The 25463-nt window shown below is 49.2% G+C and carries 19 protein-coding genes, 1 riboswitch and 1 other annotated feature; of the genes, 18 read left to right on the forward strand and 1 reads right to left on the reverse strand.

Going from position 1 to position 25463, the window contains the following annotated elements:
• The first annotated feature begins 17 nt into the window (after positions 1-17).
• The 4 genes from ACLD72_RS28345 (at position 18) to ACLD72_RS28360 (ending at position 6303) form a co-directional block, all read left to right on the forward strand.
• Positions 18-890 carry a carbohydrate ABC transporter permease gene (locus tag ACLD72_RS28345; RefSeq protein WP_411002359.1) on the forward strand — a complete coding sequence of 291 codons (873 nt, stop codon included), beginning with the start codon at positions 18-20 and terminating at the stop codon, positions 888-890.
• Between the two features lie 50 nt (positions 891-940).
• Positions 941-2581, forward strand: coding sequence for an extracellular solute-binding protein (locus tag ACLD72_RS28350; RefSeq protein ID WP_458476340.1), 1641 nt, complete (start codon positions 941-943; stop codon positions 2579-2581).
• 161 nt (positions 2582-2742) lie between these two features.
• Entirely contained in the window at positions 2743-4590 is a 1848-nt protein-coding gene (locus ACLD72_RS28355; protein ID WP_458476342.1) for a sensor histidine kinase, read from the forward strand.
• A 141-nt stretch (positions 4591-4731) separates the two neighbouring features.
• A complete protein-coding gene (locus ACLD72_RS28360; protein WP_411002361.1) occupies positions 4732-6303 on the forward strand; it encodes a response regulator in 1572 nt (523 codons plus the stop codon).
• Positions 6304-7012: 709 nt separating this feature from the next.
• Here ACLD72_RS28360 and ACLD72_RS28365 read toward each other — a convergent pair.
• Entirely contained in the window at positions 7013-7468 is a 456-nt protein-coding gene (locus ACLD72_RS28365; protein WP_411002362.1) for a MarR family winged helix-turn-helix transcriptional regulator, read from the reverse strand.
• A gap of 153 nt (positions 7469-7621) precedes the next feature.
• On the opposite strand from ACLD72_RS28365, the gene ACLD72_RS28370 reads away from it, so the two are divergent.
• The 14 genes from ACLD72_RS28370 to ACLD72_RS28435 all read left to right on the forward strand — a co-directional run bounded on the left by ACLD72_RS28370 (position 7622) and on the right by ACLD72_RS28435 (position 25355).
• Entirely contained in the window at positions 7622-8542 is a 921-nt protein-coding gene (locus tag ACLD72_RS28370) for an alpha/beta hydrolase family protein (RefSeq protein WP_411002363.1), read from the forward strand.
• A 173-nt stretch (positions 8543-8715) separates the two neighbouring features.
• Positions 8716-9006 (forward strand) — a binding site (T-box leader).
• Between the two features lie 75 nt (positions 9007-9081).
• A complete protein-coding gene (leuA, locus tag ACLD72_RS28375) occupies positions 9082-10752 on the forward strand; it encodes a 2-isopropylmalate synthase (protein ID WP_411002364.1) in 1671 nt (556 codons plus the stop codon).
• Between the two features lie 93 nt (positions 10753-10845).
• Complete coding sequence (locus ACLD72_RS28380) at positions 10846-11835, forward strand: DUF1835 domain-containing protein (RefSeq protein WP_411002365.1); 990 nt, start codon at positions 10846-10848, stop codon at positions 11833-11835.
• 170 nt (positions 11836-12005) lie between these two features.
• Positions 12006-12770: a TerC family protein gene (locus ACLD72_RS28385; protein ID WP_411002366.1), complete on the forward strand. Its 765-nt coding sequence runs from the start codon at positions 12006-12008 to the stop codon at positions 12768-12770.
• Between the two features lie 138 nt (positions 12771-12908).
• Positions 12909-12989: riboswitch (glycine riboswitch) on the forward strand.
• A gap of 141 nt (positions 12990-13130) precedes the next feature.
• Entirely contained in the window at positions 13131-14480 is a 1350-nt protein-coding gene (locus tag ACLD72_RS28390; protein ID WP_411002367.1) for an amino acid permease, read from the forward strand.
• A gap of 47 nt (positions 14481-14527) precedes the next feature.
• Entirely contained in the window at positions 14528-15442 is a 915-nt protein-coding gene (hprK, locus tag ACLD72_RS28395; RefSeq protein ID WP_251594243.1) for an HPr(Ser) kinase/phosphatase, read from the forward strand.
• Positions 15443-15912: 470 nt separating this feature from the next.
• Entirely contained in the window at positions 15913-16923 is a 1011-nt protein-coding gene (locus ACLD72_RS28400; protein WP_411002368.1) for a LacI family DNA-binding transcriptional regulator, read from the forward strand.
• Between the two features lie 124 nt (positions 16924-17047).
• Complete coding sequence (locus tag ACLD72_RS28405; RefSeq protein ID WP_411002369.1) at positions 17048-18220, forward strand: M24 family metallopeptidase; 1173 nt, start codon at positions 17048-17050, stop codon at positions 18218-18220.
• A complete protein-coding gene (locus ACLD72_RS28410) occupies positions 18217-19752 on the forward strand; it encodes a sugar ABC transporter ATP-binding protein (RefSeq protein ID WP_411002370.1) in 1536 nt (511 codons plus the stop codon). The genes ACLD72_RS28405 and ACLD72_RS28410 overlap by 4 nt, the downstream gene beginning before the upstream one ends.
• Positions 19742-20695 (forward strand): ABC transporter permease, encoded by a 954-nt coding sequence (locus ACLD72_RS28415; protein ID WP_411002371.1) that lies wholly within the window; start codon positions 19742-19744, stop codon positions 20693-20695. The genes ACLD72_RS28410 and ACLD72_RS28415 overlap by 11 nt, the downstream gene beginning before the upstream one ends.
• A gap of 21 nt (positions 20696-20716) precedes the next feature.
• Entirely contained in the window at positions 20717-21757 is a 1041-nt protein-coding gene (locus ACLD72_RS28420) for a sugar ABC transporter substrate-binding protein (RefSeq protein WP_411002372.1), read from the forward strand.
• Positions 21758-21779: 22 nt separating this feature from the next.
• A complete protein-coding gene (locus ACLD72_RS28425) occupies positions 21780-23102 on the forward strand; it encodes a M20 family metallopeptidase (protein WP_411002373.1) in 1323 nt (440 codons plus the stop codon).
• Between the two features lie 75 nt (positions 23103-23177).
• Positions 23178-23678, forward strand: a complete 501-nt coding sequence (rbsD, locus tag ACLD72_RS28430; protein ID WP_411002374.1) for a D-ribose pyranase — start codon at positions 23178-23180, stop codon at positions 23676-23678.
• A 12-nt stretch (positions 23679-23690) separates the two neighbouring features.
• Entirely contained in the window at positions 23691-25355 is a 1665-nt protein-coding gene (locus tag ACLD72_RS28435) for a ribulokinase (RefSeq protein WP_411002375.1), read from the forward strand.
• The last annotated feature ends 108 nt before the right edge of the window (positions 25356-25463 follow it).

The raw sequence follows: 25463 nt of genomic DNA on the forward strand, positions 1-25463 counted from the left end.
TAGGAGGGGAAACGCACTTGAGAGAGACGGCTAGCGGAAAGATTTTTTCGGTCTTCGTTCACACGGTTTTGATTATCATCACACTCACCTGCATTCTGCCTTTCCTGCATTTGATCGCTTTGTCCGTAAGCGAAGGGCATGCGGTGGATCTGGGACAAGTGTGGTTCTGGCCGGTGGGCCTTGATTTCACCGCTTATGAATATTTTTTTCAGAACACGCCGGCCTTGCGGGCGTTTAGCAACAGCGTCATTATCACATTGGGCGGAACGGCGCTTAGCATGCTGACCACGGTTCTGACGGCGTATCCTTTATCCCGCCGCTATCTGTATGCCCGCAAGCCGCTCACAACGGCTGCACTCTTCACCATGTTATTCAGCGGCGGCATGATTCCCACTTATCTGGTAATGAACAGTCTGCATTTGACGAACACGTATTGGTCCTTATGGTTCGTCGGGCTGATCAGTACCTATAATATGTTAATCATGAAAAGCTTCTTTGAAAACATTCCGGGTGAAGTGACGGAATCGGCTCAGATTGACGGCTGCGGGGAGATGCAACTGCTTTTGCGCATTATTTTGCCTTTATCCCTGCCCATGTTGGCCACGTTGACGTTATTTTACGGCGTAGGTTACTGGAACATGTTCATGAACGTCATTCTTTACATCAATCGGACGGAACTGCAGAATCTTACGGTAATCGTCCAGAGCATGCTGCAGATTCAGAGCATGGACAACATGATGGCGATGGATATCATGCAGCAGCAGGAGCTGATCTCCGAGAAGCTGAAGGCGGTCGGCGTTATGGTGATGGTGGTGCCGATGCTGGTGGTATATCCGTTTTTGCAAAAGTATTTCGTTCAAGGAATCATGCTCGGTTCCATTAAAGGTTAGCGGCAAACACATCCATTCATTATAGATCGTAGATCGAGAGGAGCTTGCAAATGTTTGAGCAAACATCCAAGTGGAACAAAAGGGTCTGGCCATTCGCAGTACTGGCTATCATGTTGACGGCGGGGGTTGCCGGCTGCAGCCAGCCAAAAGAGGGGGGGGAAAGTGGAGGTAAACCCGTCATTACCGTGTCAAACTATGACAGAGGCAATATCCCGGCGGCGGAGGGAACCGTGGAGGAGAACCGCTGGACCAAATGGATCAACGAACATTCTCCGGTCGAGGCCAAGTTTGTGCCTGTGCTTCGGTCGGAGGCGGTCCAGAAGTTGAATGTGATGTTCGCTTCAGGCAGTGCACCAGATATGGTCAATGATTATGATACGGGCTTCCGGGATTCCCTGTACCAGCAGAAGCAGCTGCTGCCTCTGGACGATTACTTGCAGTATGCCCCCGAATACGAAAAATTGCTGGAGAAGTATCCTGGGCTGCGCGAGGTGGGCACCAAGCCGGACGGCAAGCTTTACGAAATCGGCAAAATTAACGAGCCCCATCTGCAAAGCGTGGCGTTTATCCGGGTGGATTGGTTGAAAAAGCTGAACCTGGAGGTGCCGCAGACGACCGAAGAGCTGATTACAGTCTTGAAGGCTTTTGTAGAGCAAGATCCTGACGGCAACGGCAAGAAGGATACGTACGGAACGAATATCAGCTATACCTCCGGAGGCATGGTGGATTCCATGTTCGGCGCGGGCGGCTGGGCCATCTCGTCGGCTGACGACAAAATCATCCGCAGCTGGGATAATACGCTGGAGGCGACGAAATTCAAGAAGAGACTGTTCGAGGAAGGACTGATCGACCCGGATTACCTGGCGGACACGAACGGCTCCAAAGCAAAGCAGGATTATTTGAACGGCAAGGTGGGCGTTTTCCTTCCCCCGCAAATCAATAACTGGTTTGAGAGTACGGTCACCGATATCAAGACCATCAGAAAGGTGGTCCCGGATGCGGAAATTGCGCCGATGATGCAGCCCGAGTCTCCTATGGGGCTATTTACCCATCACGTGACCAACCCGATTCAGATGACGACCGTGGTTAACGCCGCAGCCAAAGATCCCAAGGCTGTGATGGAATATATCAACTTTATGCTCCAGCCGGATACGGCGCTGACGCTGAGAAAGGGGCTGGAGGGAGAACATTGGAACAGGGGAGCGGACGGTGCGCCCATCGTGATTGATCCCGACAAGAATACGAAGGAAGTGGATTGGGCTGCGGACTACACCATGTTCTATTCCCTCCCGCAGAACGAATTTTTGACCTCCGCATCGGCATTTAATGTGGAGGATCCGGATCAGAAGGCGGGGCTGGAGATGATGAAGCAAGCGGACCAGTTCTTGCTCAATCCGGCCGCCAAATATCCCGCTCTAAGTCACTATGAGCATATGCCGGTTCTGCCAAGCGACCTGGTCGTTATCAATACCAACGTGGACAAAGAAGTGAAAGACATCATTGTCAAAGGAATCATCGGCGGGTCCAAATATACGGCCGAGCAAGCTATTGCGGATGCCAAAGCAGCCTGGGAGAAAGGCGGCGGCAAGCAGATCGAGGAATACATGAATACGTGGTATCAAGAAAATAAAGACACGGCCTTCCTGGGCGATGATGTACTGGAAATGGTTCGCTCCCAACTAGAGAGGTAGTTCAAAAAGTCATCTTTCCATGACGAAGCCGTTCAAGAAGCGGATTCGACGTCGAATCTTGAATTCAGCCGGGCCTGTAAAGTTCGGACGGAGCACCGGGAATAAAGTGAATAAGGACTTGGTCCGGTAGCAGCCGGCCCAAGTTTTGTTTTAAAATTACGATGAAAGGGGTTACAATCGGATTGCATCATCGTTTCGGGGAGGGAGCCAGGCTGAATCCGATAAGCTGGCCGGGGAGAATTTCCGGAAAAATGAAGGGCAGCTTCAAGTTGAAGCTGATTGTACTGCTCTCGTGTATGGTCACACTAGCCTTTACATTAGCGGGGTGGCTGGTCTACCGCTTAAATGTCCAATTGATGGAGGACGAGATCAGCAAGCAGTTCTCCATTGCCAATGAACAGGCTTTGGCCAGATTGGAACTTACCTTCCAGGAGGTAAGCCGGGTATCCCAATCCATTATACTGAACCCTTCTATGGAATTGTTTGTCACAGAGAGCCTCGATCCCGGAGGGGATCTCTATACTCAATTCAAGAACCGTAAGTACGTGGAGGAGCAACTGATCACGCTGCAATTGGATACGCCGTCGATCCGATCCATCTTTCTGTTCAATGAAAACGGAGATTTGGCTATTCTCTCCCAAAATGGGGCGTCAGGAGAACCCGGACCTGAAGAAATGGCCATGGTGATGGGCAAGCTGGAGTCGCATCGGGGGAACTTGGTCTGGGGGCGGGCCAGTCTGCCCAGTGCCGTCGATCCCGGCGGACGCCGGACGGTGCTGATCGCCGCCAGACGGATGCTCAATGATAAGCTGATCCCGTACGGAACCATGGTGGTGGTAATGGAGGAAAGCCTGGTATCCAAAGTGCTGCGGGATCTTACGGCGAACGGCAACGGCAAGGTGCTGCTGCTGGAGCCTCTGGAGGGACTGCTCTACTCCAATACGAATCGGGAGGAGACGGAGCAACTCATGCGCTTGATCGAAGCCGGCAATCCCCAATATGTCAAGATGAATGGGGTCATCTATTTATTTGTCCGCCATCGTCTGGAACCGGCAGGCTTTACGTTATACGGAGGGGTTTCTCTGGAGGAGATTCAACGCAAAAACAAAGACATCATCCATATCTTTGTTGTTGCCGGAATTGGCGTCGTGCTTCTCAGCGCGCTGCTGATTACGATTTCCACCAGAACCCTGCTGAAGCCGCTGGCCGATCTGATGCGGGGGCTGCGCAAATTGCGTTCGGGGGATTTCTCGGCCCGGATCAGCGTCCGTTCCGGCGATGAGCTCGGGTTTATCGGCGAGAGCTTCAACAGCATGGCGGAGCAAGTAAGCACTCTGATCAACAAAGTGTACCTGGCTCAGATCAGCCAGCGGGAATCGGAATTAAAAGCCATTCAGGCGCAGTTGAACCCTCATTATCTGCATAACCTGTTTAATGAACTGTATTGGAAGCTGTATAACGACGACCAGGCGGAGGCGGCTCTATTAATCAATGCCATCGCGGAGATGCTGAAGTATTCGCTTAAATCCGTCAAGACCGATACGACACTGGGAGAAGAACTGCAGCAGGTACGGAATTACACTAAGATTCAGACTGAATTGTTTACCGGCGAGATTGAAACGATCATTCAGGCCGAAGAATCGTTGCTGGGTCTGCGGATGATGAGATGCCTGCTGCTGCCGGTGGTGGAAAATGTATTTGTGCATGCCTTCCGGAATATGGATGAAGACAGAGTGCTCAGAGTGAAGGCGGCTTTACGGAATGGAGCGCTGCATATTGAGGTGGCTGACAACGGCTGCGGCATGGATGACAGCACTTTATATGCTTTGAAGGAAGTTAAGGATGCGCTGCCGGAGAACAACAAAACGGGAATTGGCTTTAAAAGCGTGCTGCGGCGCATTGAACTGGTGTACGGGGCTCCTTACGGAGTAGAGATTTCCAGCGTCAAGGGAAAAGGAACGACTGTTCACATCAGGCTTCCCATTCAGACGATGCCGCAACAGTACTAAGCCCATGCTTCCGAAGTAGTTTTGTACGAAGCGGGATCGAGGAAGCAATGCTCACAAAACTAGGCCATTGCTTTTAGAAGCGAGTTTTGGCTCGAAGCTTATCAGGAGGTAACGCTCACAAAGCTTTTGGGAGGGAAACGGATGAAAGCCAAGCTGTTTATCGCCGAGGATCAGCCGAATTTTCGCAAAGGATTGCTCAAGTTGGCCGGAAAACGGTCCGCCGAGTGGGTGGTGGCGGGAGAAGCGGCAAATGGCCAGGCCGCTCTGTCTTCGATGGAGCAATGCGTCCCGGATTTGCTGTTAACCGATATCCGCATGCCCCATATGGATGGGCTCGAACTGGCCGAGGAAATCAAGGCTCGCGGCTGGGGGACTAAGATTGTGATCATCACGGGATTTAAGGATTTTGCTTACGCCCAGTCCGCCCTCAAGTTTGGAGTGCTGGACTTTATCACGAAACCTTGCGTAGAAGCGGATATATTAAACATGCTGGACCAGACCTATGTACGGCTGGTCGAAGAAAATCAGTCCGGGCGGCTGGTGGAGGATTGGAAGCGCCAGCATGAGGACAGCCAGCTTCGCTCAGCGATTATGGGCATGTCCTGCAACAACGGAGAGGTGGAGGCTTTGCTCGGACGGATGAAGGAATGCGAGCTTTACTTTCTTAGCATCCCTACCTATATTTCCGCGGAAAAACATTATTCCGCCCAGGATATGCCGCTATTGCAATTTGCTCTCGGCAACATTGTCAGGGAGCATTTGCATAAATGGTATGGCGGTGGCTTTCGGTTTTTTTCCTTGAGTTCATCGGAATGGGCTTTATTGGCGGACCGGCCGGAATCCCGGCCGGAAATGCCTTCTTCCTGGTTGCAGACCCTCACCGATTCGATTCAGCATTATATGAAACTGGTGCTTGCCTGCTGCGGGCAAGGACGATGCCGCACGGCGGAGGACCTGCGCCAGGCTTACGAGCGGTATTGCAGCGGGCCGGGCCGGGAGGCGGCCTCTGAACGCAGTACTGCCTATGAAACTTTACTTAACCAGACGGTGCTTTACGAAAAGGAGAAGGAAATCGTATCCTGGCTTATGTCGGGAGACAACGGCCGGTTGAACAAGGAGCTTCTAGATCAAGTGGTGCGGATCAGCAGTATGCCCCCGCAAACCGCCAAAATCGAAGCCCTGCTCCTGGCCGCGGCCCTTCTCCGCCTGGTGCAAGTGCAGTTTCCCTTATGGCGGATGGCCGCACGTTCCATCGAGTGGGGTTCCGTCTATAATTGCGAGACGCCCGAAGAGATTGCGGATTGGCTGCAGGTATACATCCATGAATTCCTGCGTTCCCATAACAACTGGCTTGCCGGCAAAAAAGACAATCCGGTCAAGCAAGCCATCCGGTTTATCGAAGAGAAATATACGGACGAATGCGGATTGGCCGAGGTGGCGGCCCATGTTCATCTCAATCCCAGCTACTTCAGCAACCTGTTCAAGAAAGAAACCGGTCAAAGCGTCACCGGCTATATACAAAACCTGCGCGTGCAGAAAGCGAAGATCCTGCTCAAAAGCACCGACATGAAAATTTTCGAAATCGCCCAAGCCATCGGCTTCAACGATTCCAATTACTTCACGCATATGTTCAACAAAATAGCAGGGCTCTCGCCAAAGGAATACCGCAAGCGGACAGCAGAGCCGCCGCAGGGAGTCGCGGATGGATTTTGACTTTTCTCTATATAATACGGTGAACCCTACCACAAATAGGGCGTAGTTCGCACTCTCTAGAGAATACGATCAAACATTCTATCCGACACCCAGATTATTTTTGTATTGTTCTTATTTATCGGTGCACCGCTTCTTAGTTTCGCTCCCGAGATATTATCTCCGTTTTATCGTGAATGGGTGCTATCATGATTGCCGATGCGTTTCATGGTTGATGGACTGCGCGAGTTTTTTTCCTTGGGCAGAGCTTACGCATGAATCACCCTACATTCGCCTTAATTTGGATCGGCGCCTGCGGCCTTCTGGTCTTGCTTGCATCTGCCTTTAAACGTTCCCGTATACCAGAACGGAAAAAAGAGATTGAACTTGCGCATAGCCCTAATAAAATCATCTCATTGGGCACCCTAACGGGTGCCTTTAAATGCAAGAATCCTCCGAGTCTGGAGGCTAAGGGACTCCAGAGCCGTTATCTGCGGAAAAACGGAGGTATGCAAAATGTAACGGACACAGTTGACGTTATTTACCTCAAATCAGCCCGGATGAACTGGTTTTGAGCCAAATAGAGTCATGTGTGTCCGTTAGGCCGGGAAATGCCCGGGAAATGGGCGGATAAGGTCGCTGGTGTCCGTTAGAGAAGTGTCCACAGATTGGAAAGAGCTTATCTGCTTCATAAATAACATCAAAAACGCGGTCAAGGCGCCGGGGGAGGGGGTTAACAAGACGCTGAAGGCCCTGTTTTTGTACTTTGCGCCAGCTTGGTAATCAACGCAATGTCTTGATCGGTTAATCGATCAAGGAAATGTTTGCGTATTGCCCTTGCGACTATGGGCCGGGCATCATCCAGCGCTGATTGTCCGGCGGAAGTGATAGTGACTTGAACACCGCGATCCGTGTCTATTGGTTTTCTCATCACAAGTCCACGTTTTTCCATCCGCGTCAGATGGTGTGACAATCGGCTCTTATCCCAGTCCATCGAGTCGGCCAATTCCTGTTGGCGAAGGCTGCCGTTCCCTAAAAGGGCTAACCGGTCCAATACCCCGTAATCACCCTCTGATAGTCCTGTGTGCTCGGACATCTCTTTGATAACGCGGCCGAAGATGGTCTGAAAGGTGCCTTTCCACATATGCCATATTCGCATTTCCTCTTCGTTCAGCTCGTTTTTATCCATAGGAACATAATATCATGGTTGACACGTCAACCACAACATGATAAGGTAAATCTTAGTTGACACGTCAACCAAGAGCTGTATTGCAAAGTACGCTTGACCGCTTCCTCCAGAAACGGTTTAGCCAATCTCTCGTACAAGAAAGGAACTCTTACTATGGATATTAAAGTTAGTGCACCCACTCCAGTCATCTCGGTGAAACCGGTAGTGTTATCGGCTCCGGGCCGCGGTGAGGATCTGCAAGTGCGAGTATCCGCGCCTGCGATTGGAAGCGAATTGCCTATTATTGTTTTCTCGCACGGTTTTGGCTGGTCGTTGGACGGCTACAGCCCGTTGGTCGACTTCTGGGCTGCTCACGGCTTCGTGGCCATTCAGCCCACCCATCTCGACTCGAGGACGCTGAACCTTGCTCCTGACGATCCCCGTACACCGTTGATCTGGCGTTTCCGGGTTGAGGACATGAAACGTGTCCTCGACCAGCTTGATCTCATTGAAGCTTCCGTTCCCGGTCTCAGCGGGCGCCTTGACCGAAGCCGCATCGCTGTTGCCGGACACTCCTGGGGCGGCCAAACGGCAAGCATACTGCTCGGCGCACGGGTCCTCGACGCCCGCGGTGAACCGGGAGAGGATATGTCCGACTCACGGATCAAGGCAGGCGTATTGCTTGCCACGACCGGCAAGGGGGGAGCTGACTTGACTCCGTTCGCGGCCGAGCACTTTCCCTTCATGAACCCGAGCTTCGCGGACATGAACACGCCGGCCCTCGTGGTCGCAGGGGACCATGACCAGTCCCATCTGTCCACTCGGGGGCCGGACTGGTTCACCGACCCGTATTTCCTGAGCCCGGGCAGCAAGAGCTTGCTCACCCTCTTCGGGGCCGAGCACTCGCTTGGCGGAATTCCCGGATACAACGTTGCGGAAACAACGGATGAGAACCCTGAACGAGTCGCCCTGGTCCAAAGGATCACGTGGGCTTACCTTCGCCATGCGCTCGATCTCGACGATTCCAGCTGGCCGGCAGCTCGCGCGGTTCTGGAAGAGAGCGCCCAGCCGCTGGGCCGCGTTGAGTCCAAGTAAGGGACTGAGGGCGCACCGAACTGACAATCGCGGGCAGTGCCCGCTCACCACACTTCACAATAAACATGTCGAGGCTGCCGGCAACCGGCGGCCTTTTTCTGCGTTTGGGCAGGAATGGTATCAGATTATAATTGACATCATCGTTTTGCTGATATAACATTAATTCTAATATTTAAAATACGTTGAGAAGGAATAGTACGGTTTTCCGAGCGAACAGAGAGCTGTTGGACGGTGTGAAACAGCCGTGGGGGAAATCGGAACTCGCCTTGGAGTTGCCCGCTGAACCCCAAAGACGGTTTTTTGCACAACCTCTTTAAGTAGGTGGAGCCGGAGCCTGACCGTTATCATCAGGAGGATGCCAGGTTTGTCCGTTTTGGCAAACCCGTATCCGTAGAGGGCATGCCCAAGGGTGGCGTGAATTCGGAGTGGTACCGCGTAAGATGTCAAAGTCTTTCGTCTCTGTTAATGGAGATGAAAGGCTTTTTTCGCATCCGATCTTTGTTGGATAAGCACGAAAATTGATGAAGGGAAGGATCGCCATGAAAAATGTTGAAAAATACGCCAGAGGATATTTTATGCCGCCGGAGCCGAGCTTGAATTGGACCAAGAAGGAATACATTACAGAGGCGCCGATTTGGTGCAGCGTCGACCTTCGCGACGGGAATCAGGCCTTAATCGTTCCGATGAATTTGGAGGAAAAGCTGGAGTACTTCAAAATGCTTGTGGAGATCGGGTTCAAGGAGATCGAGGTCGGATTTCCCGCGGCGTCGGAAACGGAGTTTACCTTTTTGCGTACATTGATCGAGCAGAATTTGATCCCGGATGACGTTACGATCCAAGTGCTGACCCAGTCGAGAGAGCACATCATCCGCAAAACGTTCGAATCGCTAAAAGGCGCGAAAAAAGCCGTCGTCCATCTGTACAACTCGACCTCCGTGGCGCAGCGGGAACAGGTATTCCGCAAATCCAAGCAAGAAATTATCGACATTGCTTTGAATGGCGCCAAGCTGCTCCGGCAGTGTGCGGAGGAAACAGAAGGGAACTTCCAGTTTCAGTATTCGCCGGAGAGCTTCACCGGTACAGAGATCGAGTTTGCGCTGGATATTTGCAACAGCGTGCTTGACATATGGCAGCCGACGGCGGAGAGCCCGGTCATCATCAACCTGCCGGCAACGGTGTCCATGTCGATGCCTCACGTTTACGCCAGCCAGATCGAGTATATGAGCGAGCACTTGAATTTCCGGGAGCATGTGATTTTGTCGCTCCATCCGCATAACGACAGGGGAACGGGTGTGGCGGACGCGGAGCTGGGGATGCTGGCCGGCGCTCAGCGCGTCGAAGGCACTTTGTTTGGCAACGGGGAAAGAACGGGGAACGTAGACATTGTGACGCTGGCGCTAAACATGTACTCGCACGGGGTAGACCCGAAGCTGAATTTTGAGAACATCCCTACGATCGCCTCCGTTTATGAGCGGCTGACCAAAATGAGAGTGAGCGAAAGACATCCTTACGGAGGCGAACTGGTATTCACCGCTTTCTCCGGCTCACATCAGGATGCGATTGCTAAAGGGATGAAATGGCGCGAGGAAAAAGAACTCCGGCATTGGTCGGTCCCTTATCTGCTGATTGATCCCAAGGACATCGGCAGGGAGTACGAAGGCGATATTATCCGCATTAACAGCCAGTCCGGCAAAGGCGGGATCGGATACGTGCTGCAGCTGAAGTACGGACTCGATCTCCCGGCGAAAATGCGCGAAAACTTCGGATACTCCGTTAAAAACGTATCGGATCAGCAGCAAAAAGAACTGATGCCCGAGGAAATATACGATATTTTCTTGAAGGAATATGTGAACATTAAAACGCCTGTCGAGTTTATCAAATACCGCATTACGGACAATGAAGATTTTCAAACCATCGTCACGATCCGGACCGGCCATGAAGTCAAGGAAATTGCAGGCACCGGAAACGGAAGACTCGATGCGATCAGCAATGCTCTGCAAACTGAGCTTGGGCTGAACTATACCGATTTGATCTATACCGAGCACGCTCTGGAAACAGGCTCTAAATCACAAGCGGTCTCTTATATCGGCATCACGGCTGCCGACGGCAGCGTATATTGGGGTTGCGGCATTGACGTTGATATTATGACCTCCTCCGTAAAAGCCCTGTTTAGCGCCGTGAACCGATTTAGCCGCAATACCGCGAACTGAATTACCCAAGCAGGATCCGGGGAATATATGATTCAATAACTAAGGAGCTGCTTGGCAGCTCCTTTCATGTTTTGTTTTTGGGGAGGGGAAAAAATGCTTCATATTGTGAACGGTGATCATGTAGGCAATAAGCTAAGGAACGGAAACGTTCAGGGAGATATTTTGGTTTGGAGAGAAGTGTATCCTGTTGGCCCGGCATTTACGAACATGGACGGAAAAAACGAGAGGTTTTTTAGGGCAGCTTATTTGGAAAAAACTCTGGGCATCCCTGCATCGGAATTCATTGCAAGTTGCGAATCCCAGGAATCCTGCCTCCAAAATTTCCGCAAATACGATGAGGTCGTGATGTGGTTCGAGCATGATTTATTCGATCAGACGATGCTGGCCTTTCTATTACATTGGTTCTCAAAGCAGCCGTTAGGCAATACAAAACTAAATCTGCTGTGCATCGGGGACTATCCCGGGATTGATTTGTTTCGGGGAATGGGGCAGCTTACTACGGAGCAATTGGAAACCTTGTCAGGCACGTGGAGGCGAATTGGTGAGGAGGAGCTTAAACTGGGCGCCGAAATTTGGGAGGCGTACGCTTCCCGGGACATCGAGAAGCATATTGGAATTTTGCGGTTGGAGACATCGATTCTTCCTTTCGTGCATTCGGCATTTACAATGCATTTGAACCGGCTTCCGTCGTCGGACAATGGGTTGGGAATCGTTGAGCAAACCACGTTAGAGCTTGTAAATAACGGAGTGCAAAAACCTGCTGAATTGTTTAAGGAAGTGGGAGAAAGGCTGCACGAATTGGGAATGGGGGACGTGGAGTTTCGGTACCGGCTAAAAACGATGGCGGAGCTGCCGAAGCCACTTCTGGAGGCCGAGGGGCCGGATTATTTTATTGGCGGGCTTCCTTCCGCGAAAGACGGTACTGTCGCATTAACCAATTTCGGACAGGAAGTTCTATCGGGTGAAAAGGACTGGTTACAGGAAAAGGGAGTGGATGAGTGGTATGGTGGCTTGTCATTAACGAAGGATATGGGATGGCGCTGGGATCGAAGCGAGAAACGGTTAGTTCGCATTGAAAATTAATGTTAAAAGCAGGAGGAAGTAACGATGTTATTCTCATCGTAAAAAAATGAACTGTATCGGGGGGATATTTCGTATAACATCTCGTATACCCATTGCTGTACAAGTCAATATTATCTACGTGCAGCATTGTCGGTTGACAAAACTTGCTTTGCAAAGGGGAGATGGAGTAAATGTGGTTGGAGTATGCCTGGGCACTACTCATTCTTATCGGTTTGGAAGGATTGTTGTCGGCCGACAATGCGCTCGTTCTTGCGGTCATCGCGAAACATTTGCCGGACGAACAGAAGAAACGAGCGATTAACTATGGAATCATGATGGCCTTTGTCTTTCGTTTTGCCGCGTTATTTGCGATTTCCTTTATTGCTAACGTCTGGCAGGTGCAGGCGATTGGCGCGGCTTATCTCCTATACTTGGGGTTAAAGCACATCATCCAAGCGCGATTCGGCAAGAAGAATGAGGATGTGCACAAGGACACGAAACAAGAGGCGGCAGGGAAAAGTTTTTGGCCTACAGTAGGAAAAATTGCGCTGGCAGACCTTGCCTTTGCGATCGATTCCATCCTGGCTGCGGTGGCGCTTGCGCTAGGGCTGCCTGACTCGCCGCTTGGCGATTTCGGGGGGATGGACGCGGGGCAATTTATCGTTGTATTGCTCGGCGGAATTGCAGGCCTGATCTTAATTAAATTTGCAGCTACTTGGTTTGTAAAACTGCTAGCCCAACGTCCGGCGCTTGAGACGACGGCTTATGCGATCGTTGCCTGGGTTGGAGTAAAGCTCGCCGTCATCACCCTTGCCCATGAGGATATTGGGGTTTTGGATCCTCATTTCCCCCATAGCACGGTCTGGACGATTGTCTTCTACGCTGTCTTGGTGGCGATCGCCCTAATTGGGTGGTTTGCACCCAGCAACAAACCGTCTAAGGCAGGTAATGCCTAACGGGCATTCGCCGATGGGAAGTATCTCGTTGACAAAATATATCACTGCGAGTAATATTGAAAAATATTTAAATGGGTTGTTACAATGAAAAAATTAAATAGTTAGCAAGCTATGATTGCTATGGATCGTACTATAGCAGGAGCAGCTTCTGGAGAGACCGCGGGAATTCCGCGGCGCCGAAGGGTTCACAATCTCAGGCAAAAGGACAGAAGAGTACTAAATATCTATTTGTTATTCGAAAATAGTTGATAACAAAACTTATTTATTATTCTTATGACCAGGAGATTGGAGCGCATCCAGTCTCTTTTTTTATTGGCGTTAATCATTGTTCAACTTTTCACGTTTAAGGGGGAGTTTGGTTTGGCACAACAAGAATTAAAGAGGGATTTAGAAAATCGGCATGTTCAACTCATTGCTATTGGCGGTACCATTGGTACGGGATTGTTTCTGGGATCGGGCAAAGCCATTCAACTGGCAGGTCCGTCCATTATTTTTGCTTATTTCATCGTGGGGATCGCCATATTTTTTGTGATGAGGGCGCTAGGAGAACTCCTGCTGTCCAAAGCAGGTTATCAATCTTTTACGGATATTGCCGAAGACTATCTTGGGCCGCGGGCCGCTTTTGTAACGGGATGGACCTATTGGTTTTGCTGGATCATGACAGCTATGGCCGATGTGATCGCGGTTGGGGTGTATGTTCAATATTGGTTTGATATTCCGCAATGGGTGCCTGAAATCATCTGCTTAATTATTTTATTGGGGCTCAATCTGTTAACTGTAAAAAATTTTGGCGAATTGGAGTTTTGGTTTGCTTTAATTAAGGTAGTGACGATTCTCGCATTAATTGCCATTGGGGTGATCTTACTGGTCATAGGATTCAAGACAGATGCAGGAATGGTTACGGTCAAAAACATTTGGGGACATGGGGGCATATTTCCAAACGGAGTTCCGGGTTTCTTGCTTTCCTTCCAAATGGTTGTGTTTGCCTTTGTTGGCGTGGAGTTGGTGGGGGTATCGGCCGCGGAAACATCCAATCCGGAAAAAAACATCCCCTCGGCGATTAATAAAATTCCGCTTAGAATTTTATTTTTCTACGTTGGCGCGATTATTGCCCTATTGTGCATTAACCCCTGGACGGAACTAAGTCCGGCAGAAAGCCCTTTTGTTAAAACGTTTAGTTTGGTCGGGATTCCGATTGCTGCGGGAATTATTAACTTTGTTGTATTAACTTCAGCCGCTTCCGCTTGCAACAGCGGGATGTTTTCAACAAGCCGAATTTTATATAATTTAAGCAAGAATAACCAGGCTTCGTCCCATTTTGCCAAGCTGAATAAAAATCATGTGCCCAGAAATGGGCTATTGATCTCCACACTCGTCTTGTCCGGGGGAGCTCTATTGAGCAAGCTTATTCCGGAGCAGGCGTTTGGCGTCGTGACCACTATTAGCGCCATTTGTTTTATTTGGGTTTGGGGTGTGGTTCTCGTTTGTCACATCAAGTATAAAAAGACGCAGCCAGAGTTGCAGGCAAAATCGAAATTTAAAGCACCATTTACCCCCTTTGTTAATTATGCAGTTCTGACGTTGTTTGCTATAATTCTTATAATTATGCTGGTTGCCAAAGAAACACGCATGGCCTTATTATTGACACCCTTATGGTTTATTCTGCTGTTTGCATTGCATTATTCGAATCGAAGAAAAGCGGGTAAATAATCATAAACAGTGTCATTCCAGAATCATTAATAATTGGGGAGAACAAGATGAAGACGATCACGGTGCAAAGTCTTGCGGAAACGTTTCATATGGAAGTGCTAGCCGGGGCCGGCCGTATGGACCGTGTGATTACCCGTCCACGGGCGCATAGACCTGGGTTGGAGTTTGTGGGGTATTTTGATTTTTTTCCGATGGAGCGGGTGCAAGTGCTTGGCCGTAAGGAAGTTAACTATTTATTGACCTTAACCGTAGAAGAACGCAAGCTGCATATCGGCAACATTGTCAAATATCATCCGCCATGCTTTATTGTGACGTCGGGGCAGCAGGAGATCCCCTATCTGACCTTGTTCTGCGATCAGGAGGGGATTCCGCTGCTAAGGACCGAGGAGACGACAACGGAGTTTATCGCCAAGCTGGACAGCTATCTGGTCAAAGCGCTTGCGCCGGAGATCTCGATCCATGGGGTATGTGTGAATGTATCGGGCATAGGCGTCCTGCTCCGCGGCAAATCCGGGATCGGCAAAAGCGAAACCGCCCATACGCTCATTAGAAGGGGCCACCGGTTCGTTGCGGACGATATTGTGGTGTTGAAGAAACTGGGCCCGGCCACTTTGCTTGGAACGCATAATGAAACCACACGCGAATTCCTCGCGCTGCGCAGCATCGGCCTGATTAATGTCGTACGCCAATACGGGCGCAGGGCTTTTCAGGACGAGACGCGCATTGTACTCGACATTGAATTAGCGCCATGGAGGGAAGACTCTCTGAATAATGAGCTGGAACTGGAGCCTCAGTTCACGGAATATCTTGGCGTCAAGATTCCGCATATCGAAGTCCAGCTCCAGCCGGGACGGGATGTGGCCGGTCTGATCGAGGCGGCGGCCAACAATTGGTATCTCAAGCAGTTTGGCTACAGTGCCGCCGAAGAGTTCATGCAGCGGATCGAAAACAAAATGCAGTAAGCGCGGTTGGATTACAAATAGAAAAGACGTAGAGCGTTTCCTCATTAACCGGGTGAGCATAAAGGTAGAAGAATAAGAAAAAGTCTCTTAATTGCTGTCTCTGTGCATCATTCAGTCTGGTAGCGCCAGTCAACTGAGCAAACTGAAAGAATAATTCTTCATAAAATCATTCATTACGCTGTACGAAATATTTTGGCCAATAGATGTCGTCCTGTTGATGGTAAACAACAGATAATATAATATCAGTTTTTCATATACGTCCAAATGTTCAAAAAAGGCGTTTCAAAAACTCTTAATAATCCGGATTTGATATGAAAACGGTTTTATAATTTTCCTCCAATAGTTAAAAAAGTGTTTACAAATAGAAATGCCAATGATAAACTCTAGTTGTAAAAACGTTATTACAAATGCGCATTTTATGATTTGCCCAACCGGGCAAATGAGTTTCGACAGGAACGAGAGGGACGAATATGTACAAGCCGCTTACGATTAAAGATGTAGCGAAAAAAGCGAAAGTCTCCGTATCCACCGTTTCCCGGGTTATCAATGGACTTGATCGCGTAAAGCCGGAAACTCACCGGAGAGTTATGGAGGCAATCGAAGAATTGAATTTCGTGCCCGACAAGACAGCGGTATCCATGGTGAAGAAAGAGACGAAAACAATTGTATTGCTCGTGCCGGATACGATGAATCCCTTTTATACGGCGGTCATTCAAGGCGCGGAGAACGAAGCAAGAAAAGACGGGTACCTGCTGTTTGTGTGCTCCACTAACGATGATCCCCATACAGAAGAGTCCTACATCAATGAGTTAATCAGTAAAAATGTGGATGGTTTCATTATCATTCCTTGCCAAGAAAGCCATCTTGCTTATTCGCAGATCCAAAAGCCGATTGTTTTTGTTGATCGCAACTACTTAATCAATATTAACCACAGCGTAACGATCGATAACTTCGGAGGCTCGTATCAGGCGGCGCAGCATTTAATTGATTACGGTCATGAGAGAATAGCCATTATCTATGGAGAACCTCTATACCTCAATCAGAAGGAACGCTTTTGGGGATTCGAACGGGCGCTCCGCGATAACGGACTCCCTGTGAGCGCTTCCTATGTGAAAGAAGGCGATTGGCTGGAGGAGCATGGATATAAATCAACGGTGGAGCTGCTGTCTCTCGACAATCCGCCAACCGCTATATTCTCAGCCAACAACTTGATTTGCAAAGGCTCGATTAAAGCGATCAGAGATTTGCAGCTTAAGCTTGCCGAGGACATTTCATTAGTTGGATTTGACGATCATGAGCTGGCGAGCTTTATGATGCCGCCTGTTACCGTGATTGATCGGCCCAATTTGGAAATGGGAAAAGCCGCGGCGGAAATATTGCTGAGAAGCCTGAAGAATAAAAACTCCGAGCAGGTAGGTCAGAAAGTTGTTTTGGGAACGTCGTTGATCGAGCGGAGCTCGGTAAAGAAAATTAAAAAGTAATTACAAAGTTTTCTAACTATTTGCGTTTGTGATAACGTTTTTACAAATGTTTAATATTAATGATTTGTAATAACGTTTTTACAAAATAAATTATGAGTAAAGTACTAAAAGGAGATGAAGAATATTGAAACCGTTTATACCTCTTGAAGAATTCCAGGACAGGGTTATTCGAATTCAAACAGGCATGAAAGAGCAAGGGTTGGATTTGCTTCTCGCCTTCGGGAACGAGGCGGAGCCCCAATTTGTCCGGTATCTGTCCGATTATTGGCCTTCTTTTGAATCCGCGGGCGTCTTGATTCCGGCTGAAGGCACACCTGTTCTATTGATTGGTCCGGAAACCTTGACTTATGCGAAAGATCGTTCCAAGATTCCGGATATTCGCCGACTGCTTGTATTCAGGGAGTCCTCAGACCCGGAATATCCAGGAAGTAAACTGGACACGTTTAAGTCGGTTATATCGGAATTGATGGATCACGCGCCGAAGAAGGTGGGAATTGCCGGATGGGCCATTATTCCGCAAACCATATTTAACGAATTTTCGAAAGCGGTTACAGAAATGGGCGGGGAGTCTCCTGTTAAGGCGGATCAAGTCATGATAGCCGTCAGAGCGATTAAAAGCGAGAATGAATTAAATTGTATGCGTGAGGCATACCGGATTACAACAATCGGACTTGAAGCGGTGCTGGATCAATTGCGCCCAGGCATGACTGAATTGCAAGCAAGGGGAATTGCTTTGGCTGCAATGTCCGAAGCCGGGATGGAATCGGAGGCTTATCCGTTCTGGTGCTTATGCGGAGACGGAACGAATCAGGCGATAAGCCGTTCGCGTCACAAGCCGCTGGAGAAGGGGCAAATTATTCAGCTTCAAGTAGGGGCAAGATATAACGGATATGCCTCCAGCATTGGGCGGCCGCTGGTTTTTGGCAAGGCTGCAGATGATACAAGAACTTTAATAGAAGCGGGCATTTCCGGACAAGCCGCCATTCTAAACACGCTCAAAGCAGGGATACCTGCCAAAGAAGTTAGCAAAGCATATGAGGCGGCCATTGCCAAAGCTGGGTATTCCGATTGGCTGCTGTACGGACCATGCCATGCTACTGGTCTAATGGAAGGAGAGCCGCCATGGATCGAATCGAATTCCACCTGGATCCTCCAGAAGAATATGACGTTCTGTGTAGATGTTTTTTTAGGAAGCAAGGAGAAGGGAATTGGCTTACGTTTTGAAGACGGTGTGATAGTAACCGGATCAGGCGTTGAGGAGTTCTCGAATTTGCGGAGGGAGGTTATTGAATTGTGAACACCCTGACTGCGCAAAGCCCCATTTTATTGGAGACACAAAACATTCAGAAGTCGTTTATGGGACATGTTGCGTTAGGAGACGTCAGTTTTTCGTTAAGGGGTGGAGAATGTCTTGCGCTTGTAGGTGAGAATGGCGCAGGCAAAAGCACACTGATGAAAATATTGTCGGGGGTCTACAAGAGGGATCATGGTTTGATCAAGATCAAGGGTCAGGAGGTGCAGATAGGAGATCCCAAGGCGGCTCAAAGGCTCGGAATCAGCATTATCCATCAGGAGCTTCAGCTTATCCCGGATTTAACAGTATACGAGAATATTTTTCTCGGCAGGGAGCCTGGCAGAGCGGGGATCATTAACGATGCGAAGATGATTCACGAGACACGCAAGCTGTTGGAGTCAATAGAGGTGGCTATTGATCCAAAGTCGCTCGTGAGACAGCTGACAATTGCCGAGCAGCAGGTTGTGGAAATCTCCAAAGCTTTATCTCAGAACGCCGACATCATCATTATGGATGAGCCGACTGCTTCGTTAAGTTTGACCGAGGTACAGCAATTGTTCGGCATCATTCATCAGCTGAAGCGCGAAGGGAAAGGGATTATCTATATTTCGCACCGGCTGGAAGAGTTAAGAGTTATTGCAGAGCGGATCTGCGTGCTGCGAGACGGGACGCTCGTAAAGGAACTGCCTTGCGATGCGGAAGTTGACGAGATTATTGAACATATGGTGGGCAGGAAAATAACAAATCTGTATCCGGAACTGAATTCGGAAATTGGAAACTGCCTGCTTGAAGTGGATAATCTGTCGGATAGTCAGATGTTGTCCGATGTCTCCATGCAAATTCGGGAAGGGGAAGTAGTCGGGGTCTCGGGGTTAATGGGTTCTGGTCAAATCCAGCTTGCCCGGGCTTTATACGGACTTACCAAAAGAATCAAAGGAGAGATCAGACTCGAGGGGCAAAGCTACAAGAATCCCTCGCCTCAAAGATCGATTCGTTTGGGGCTGGGGCTTGTCAGCGAGGATCGCAAGGATGAGGGGCTTGTATTGGGGATGTCAATTGCCTCCAATACAACGCTCTCCAACTTGGAGTCTGCCTTGAACAAGTTTGGAATGATTGATAGCCGCAAGGAAAATCGAATTGCCGAGCAATACAGAGGGAAGCTGAAGATCAAATCCGTGAATTGCTCGCAGGAGGTGATCCTGCTGAGCGGAGGCAATCAACAGAAGGTCGTACTGGCCAAAGTGATGTTGACAAATCCCAAGGTCATTATAATGTGCGAGCCGACCCGCGGAGTGGATGTGAACGCCAAAGTAGAAATTTACAACCTGATCGACCATTTTGTACGGGAGAAGAAGGCGGTCCTTCTCATTTCCTCCGAATTGCCGGAAATATTGGGGTTAAGTCATCGCGTGCTTGTTATGGACAAGGGGAAGATCGTAGCCGAATTTTCCCATCAGGAGGCTACCCAGGAAAAGATTATGTATTATGCAACCGGCGGGAATTTGATTGAAGGGGGAGCGGCAAATGACAAATAACGCTCAATTCTGGATGTTTGCAAGAAAGTATGGAATGCTCATCGTGTTATTGCTGTTCATTACGGTGCTTGCATTCATAAGCCCGCAATTTTTTACGACAAGCAATTTTCTCAACATTGGCAGGCAGGTTTCACTGAATGCCATTCTTGCAGCAGGAATGACGATTATTATTATCTCCGGCGGTATTGATCTGTCTATAGGCGGACTGGTGGCTTTGACCAGTTGTCTGTGCGCGGCAATGCTGGCGGATGGACACAGCATCTTTATAGCTATCGGACTGGCCGTTCTTCTCGGAGCTATCGGAGGATTCGCCAACGGGTTAGTCATCGCCAAAACGAATATTGCCCCCTTTATTATAACGCTCGCCGCTCTATCGATTTTCAAAGGGGCTACGCTGCTGTTCACGAATGCCCGCCCCATCCCAATCGATAATGATACTTTCGGGCAGCTCGGACAAGGTTATTTAGGCAAGATTCCGTATCCGATTCTCATAATGCTTGTAATCTTTTTTATCGTCTACCTTGTACTGAAGAAAACGAAGCTTGGCAGATATGTATATGCCATTGGCGGCAATGAGAAATCTGCCGTTCTTGCGGGTATCAATGTTCCGCGTATTAAGATGATCGTCTATTCCTTATCCGGTATAGCCGCCGCTCTGACCGGCGTTTTATACGCATCAAGATTGCTTTCGGGAGTACCCAACCTGGGAACAGGCTTCGAGTTGACCGCCATCACGGCTGTTGTGCTCGGAGGAACAAGCTTCACAGGAGGACAAGGAGGGGTGTGGGGGACGCTAATAGGCGTCATTATATTAGGAGTCATGGGCAATGCGCTGAATCTGCTTGGCATATCCGCTTTCTATCAGGATATTGTAACTGGATTTGTTGTTTTGTTGGCTGTTTTGTTTGACCGTTTTATCTATACTCGGCTTGCAACCAACTAAAATGAATCAGGGGTGGTCTAATTGAGTAAGAACAAAAAAACGAAATGGCTCGTGCCAGTGATTATGATCATGGTTCTTCTCGCTTCCGCATGCGGTAATAATTCGAAAAATTCAGCAAATGGCCCTGATCCTGGAGAATCCAATTCCGCAGGTAGCCCGTCAGGCAATGCGTCTACGATTGGATTTACTGTCCCGACATTAAATAATCCATTTTTTGTTGATATGCAGAAGGGGGCCGAGCAAGCAGCGGCAGAACGGGGTCTTAAGCTGATTATGGTAGGCGGAGACAACGATATTACGAAGCAGGTTAAGCAGGTAGAGGATTTTATTCAGAATAAAGTGGATGTCATTGTCATTCAAACTGTAGATACGACCGGGATTGTTCCGGCCATCAAACAAGCAAATCAAAGCGATATTCCCGTGCTTACAACGGCCGAAACGCCTTCGGGCGGCGAGATCGTAACGAGCATCGGGTTCGACAGCTATGAGTCGGGGCGGAACGGAGGCGAATTTATCGCCAAAGAACTGAATGGCAAAGGAAACGTCGTTGAATTGATCGGTGTGCTCGGACAAGAGACCAGCCGATTGAAATCGGACGGATTCAAGTATGCGTTAAGCAAGTATCCGGATATTAAGCTTCTGGACTCTCAACCGGCCCAATATGACAGATCGACGGCGATGACTGTAATGGAAAACTATCTGCAGAAATATCAGCAAATAGACGCAGTATACGCCGCGAACGATGAGATGGCGCTAGGTGCCGTTCAAGCGATTAAAGCGGCGGGCAAGCTTGACCAAATTAAGGTTATGGGGAACGACGGTACAGATGATGCGCTTAAAGCGGTCAAGGAAGGAGAAATGATTGCAACCAATGCGACTCCTGCATTCATTCAAGGTTATATTGCAATCGATATGGCTGATCGCACGTTGAAGGGCGAGAAGCTGCCGGATACCATCAAAGAGAAAAACTTTATCATTACTAAGGATGAAGTTGATGATGCGGATAACATTCTTAAAGGCGTGGAAGAGGATAAACGTTATTGGCTAGAGCAGTTGAAATAAAAGTTGTATGGGAGTGACGAAGGTGGATGTCAGACATAAAATAATCACCTATATTGACAAGCATAGGGAAGAGGCCATCCAATTTTTGAGAGAAATGGTGCGATTCGATAGTACGATAATCGATCAGGGTGTCGACGGAAAGGAAAAAGAAATTCAGGAATGGCTGGCGGAGCGGCTTGAAAGCTGGGGCTATAAGGTTAGACTGTTCGAGCCGGACAACGACAGGTTGAGCGAATATGCCGATTACAATCCCGGTCACATCTATCATAACAGACCGAATCTGGTTGCCGTGAAGCAAGGGACGGGCGAAGGACGGTCGATCTTACTGAACGGTCATGTGGACACGGTTGCTGTCGGAGATTTGAACAAGTGGAGCCATTCGCCCTGGAGCGCCGATGTCAGCGAAGGCAGAATATATGGTCGCGGTACGACCGATATGAAGGGAGGAGTAGCCGCCATGATCTTGGCGGCGCGCTTCCTGGAGCAGGCGGGAGTAGAACTGAAAGGCGATCTTATGATTCAAAGCGTTGTAGACGAAGAGGGCGGCGGGAACGGCACATTGGCTTGCGTAGCTGAAGGCTACAGGGCGGATGCGGCGGTTGTGACAGAGCCTACCCGCTTCCACATTCAACCGATCGGCAGAGGCGTTCTGCTGCTGGAAGTAGAAGTGTATGGAAAAGCCAATCATGCCTGTTATAAATGGGAGGGTGTCAATGCGATCGAAAAGGCCATGAAGATCGCAGAAGGCTTGAAAGAACTGGAGCATGAATGGATCGCCCGGCGAAGCAATCCGCAGCTCCCAGGCCCGTCGATCAGCCTGGGATACATGAACGGCGGAATAGCGGCTCCTATCGTGCCGGATGCCTGTACACTAAAGTTCGATATCAAATATTTGCCTGTTGTAGTTGGCCCTGACGGGAAGGAAACGGAAATGAGCGGCGATCAAATCAAGTTTGAGGTTGAGGAGCGGATTAGACGCATCTGCAGCTCCGATAGCTGGCTTGAGCAGTATCCCCCTCGATTAAACTGGTTTCTGCACGTGATGCCGCATCGACTGGAACCTTCTCATGAGCTTGTTGCAACGGCCGCTGGTGTATCTGAGGAACTGTTCGGTTGGAGTAAAATATCCGGATTGCCAAGCGGCTCCGATGCCCGGCATTTGTTAAACAGCGGCGGTATTCCGTCCATCGTGTTTGGCCCGGGTGATATGAGAATGGCGCATACGATTGATGAATCGATTGGCGTCGAGGAATATATATCCGCCATCAAGGCATTGGCTCTCATCATTCTCGACTGGACAAACAAAAGCTCTGTAGAGGTAAGTTCGATCGGACGACAATCATGATTGTTTATTTTATATAGTGGAAGGAGCCCGTTTTAGACGGGTTTCTTTCCTTTCAACAACTAAAGGATGGTGGAAATGAAACGTAACGGTATTTTAAACCGCGGATTAAATGAAGTGTTGGCTGCAATGGGGCATGGGCAAATTCTGATCGTATGCGATGCTGGTTTTCCTATACCGGCTCATGTAAGATGTATCGATCTTTCCATTACAAAAGACATTCCTGATTTGGAGACGGTGCTAAAAGCCATTACATCGGAGTTTATAACGGAAAAGGTTATTTATGGTCAACAAATTCAAGATTATAACGCTCCTCTTTATAAAGAATTGCAGCGTTTATTCAGTGACTGTGAGCATGAGATTATTCCTCATGAGGAAATTATAGAAGAAATAGCCCATCGGGCCGTTGCGGTCGTTAGAACGGGCGCCTATAATCCTTGGGGCAATATTGCACTGGTATCGGGGACGGACCCGTTCGCTTGGTATACGAATAAAGAGGTTCAAATACCGGAGGCTTATCAGCAAAGAAAAGAAGCGATAATCGCCGCTAACCAACGGGACAAGTATTATTCAGAATGAGGTGGCGTATCTATGAACAAAAAATATGCGATCGGGATGGACTTTGGTACAGAGTCAGGCCGTGCGGTACTGGTTAATTTAACCGATGGCACTGAAATCGCGGAGCATGTCACACCTTATCCGTATGGGGTAATTACGGATCACTTGCCGAATTCGGGTGAAAAGCTGGGGCAGGAATGGGCGCTGCAGCATCCGGGTGATTACCTGGAGGTGCTGTGGCGTTCGATTCCGGCGATCATGAAAGCATCAGGCATCGAGGCGAATCATATTATTGGCATTGGTGTTGATTTTACGTCATGTACGATGCTTCCTGTCGATACGGAGGGAATTCCGTTATGCTTCAAGCCGGAGTGGCAAGGAAATCCCCATTCCTGGGTGAAATTGTGGAAGCATCATGCCGCCCAGCACGAAGCGAATGAAATCAATCGGCTCGCTTCTGAACGGGGAGAGGCTTTCTTATCCCGCTATGGAGGGAAAATATCATCGGAATGGATGATTGCGAAGATACTGCAAATCTTAAGGGAGGCTCCTGAAGTTTATGAGGAGACGGACTGTTTCGTCGAGGCAGCCGACTGGATTGTGGGCCAGTTGACGGGGTTAATTGTCCGCAACAGTTGTGGCGCCGGGTATAAAGCCATGTGGAATAAACAGGAAGGTTATCCGGAAGAATCCTTCTTTCAGGCACTCGATCCCCGAATGGGCAATTTGATTGATACGAAGCTGCGAGGCGAAATTATTCCTCTGGGAGCCAAGGTTGGAGAACTGACCGAAGAGGTGGCATCCCGGTTAGGATTGAAGGCAGGAATTGCTGTTGCGGCAGGCTGTATAGACGCACATGCGGCAGTTCCTGCGATGGGGGTAGTGACTCCGGGCGAGCTTGTGATGACCATGGGCACTTCGACCTGTCACTTGCTGCTCGGCGCGGAAGACAAGCCGGTCAAGGGAATATGCGGCGTTGTAGAAGACGGTATTATTCCCGGACTTTTCGCTTATGAGGCAGGACAGCCTGCGGTTGGAGACCTTTTCGCCTGGTATGTCAACCAAGCCGTTCCTGAGTATGTCAAGCATGCGGCCGAGCAGGAGGGAATTAGCGTTCATGGCTGGCTGGAGCAAAGAGCCGCAAACTATTGTCCGGGGCAGACAGGACTGCTAGCGCTGGACTGGTTGAACGGCAACCGTTCGGTTTTGGGAGATGCAAATTTATCAGGTCTTATATTGGGACTGACCCTGCAGACAAAGCCTGAGGAAATCTATCGTGCTTTGTTGGAAGCAACAGCCTTCGGCACACGAAAAATTGTCGAGGAATTTCAAACAAGCGGCGTAGAGATTGTAAAACTGTATGCATGCGGCGGATTGCCGCAAAAAAATGCATTGCTTATGCAAATTTATGCGGATGTAACGAATCTGGAAATTATCGTTGCCGATTCGAAGCAAACGTCGGCTTTGGGCGCGGCGATATTTGCCGCTGTCGCTGCCGGGTCGGCTCAGGGAGGCTACGACAGCATTGTAGACGCGGCTCAAGCAATGGCTCGGGTGAAAGAAGAAACGTACAAGCCGATTCCTTCAAACGTAATCGTATATGACAAGCTGTATAAGGAGTATAATCAGCTTTATGATTATTTTGGCTCGGGAACAAATGATGTTATGAAGCGCCTTAAATCTTTAGCTGCCTATTAATTAGTTACCCCTGAAAAAATCAGGACTGGAGCAAAAATAAAAAAGGAATTCAATCACTTAAAACGGAAATTGTTATTGTCCAGATAACAATGCGTTTTGAGGTGAATT

Source organism: Paenibacillus lacisediminis (genome assembly GCF_046567315.2).

Coding starts and splice junctions, on each gene's coding strand:
- ACLD72_RS28350 (WP_458476340.1), top strand. CDS start 941: ATGTTTGAGCAAACATCCAAGTGGAACAAAAGGGTCTGGCCATTCGCA.
- ACLD72_RS28355 (WP_458476342.1), top strand. CDS start 2,743: ATGAAAGGGGTTACAATCGGATTGCATCATCGTTTCGGGGAGGGAGCC.
- ACLD72_RS28360 (WP_411002361.1), top strand. CDS start 4,732: ATGAAAGCCAAGCTGTTTATCGCCGAGGATCAGCCGAATTTTCGCAAA.
- ACLD72_RS28365 (WP_411002362.1), bottom strand. CDS start 7,468: ATGGATAAAAACGAGCTGAACGAAGAGGAAATGCGAATATGGCATATG.
- ACLD72_RS28370 (WP_411002363.1), top strand. CDS start 7,622: ATGGATATTAAAGTTAGTGCACCCACTCCAGTCATCTCGGTGAAACCG.
- leuA (WP_411002364.1), top strand. CDS start 9,082: ATGAAAAATGTTGAAAAATACGCCAGAGGATATTTTATGCCGCCGGAG.
- ACLD72_RS28380 (WP_411002365.1), top strand. CDS start 10,846: ATGCTTCATATTGTGAACGGTGATCATGTAGGCAATAAGCTAAGGAAC.
- ACLD72_RS28385 (WP_411002366.1), top strand. CDS start 12,006: ATGTGGTTGGAGTATGCCTGGGCACTACTCATTCTTATCGGTTTGGAA.
- hprK (WP_251594243.1), top strand. CDS start 14,528: ATGAAGACGATCACGGTGCAAAGTCTTGCGGAAACGTTTCATATGGAA.
- ACLD72_RS28400 (WP_411002368.1), top strand. CDS start 15,913: ATGTACAAGCCGCTTACGATTAAAGATGTAGCGAAAAAAGCGAAAGTC.
- ACLD72_RS28415 (WP_411002371.1), top strand. CDS start 19,742: ATGACAAATAACGCTCAATTCTGGATGTTTGCAAGAAAGTATGGAATG.
- rbsD (WP_411002374.1), top strand. CDS start 23,178: ATGAAACGTAACGGTATTTTAAACCGCGGATTAAATGAAGTGTTGGCT.
- ACLD72_RS28435 (WP_411002375.1), top strand. CDS start 23,691: ATGAACAAAAAATATGCGATCGGGATGGACTTTGGTACAGAGTCAGGC.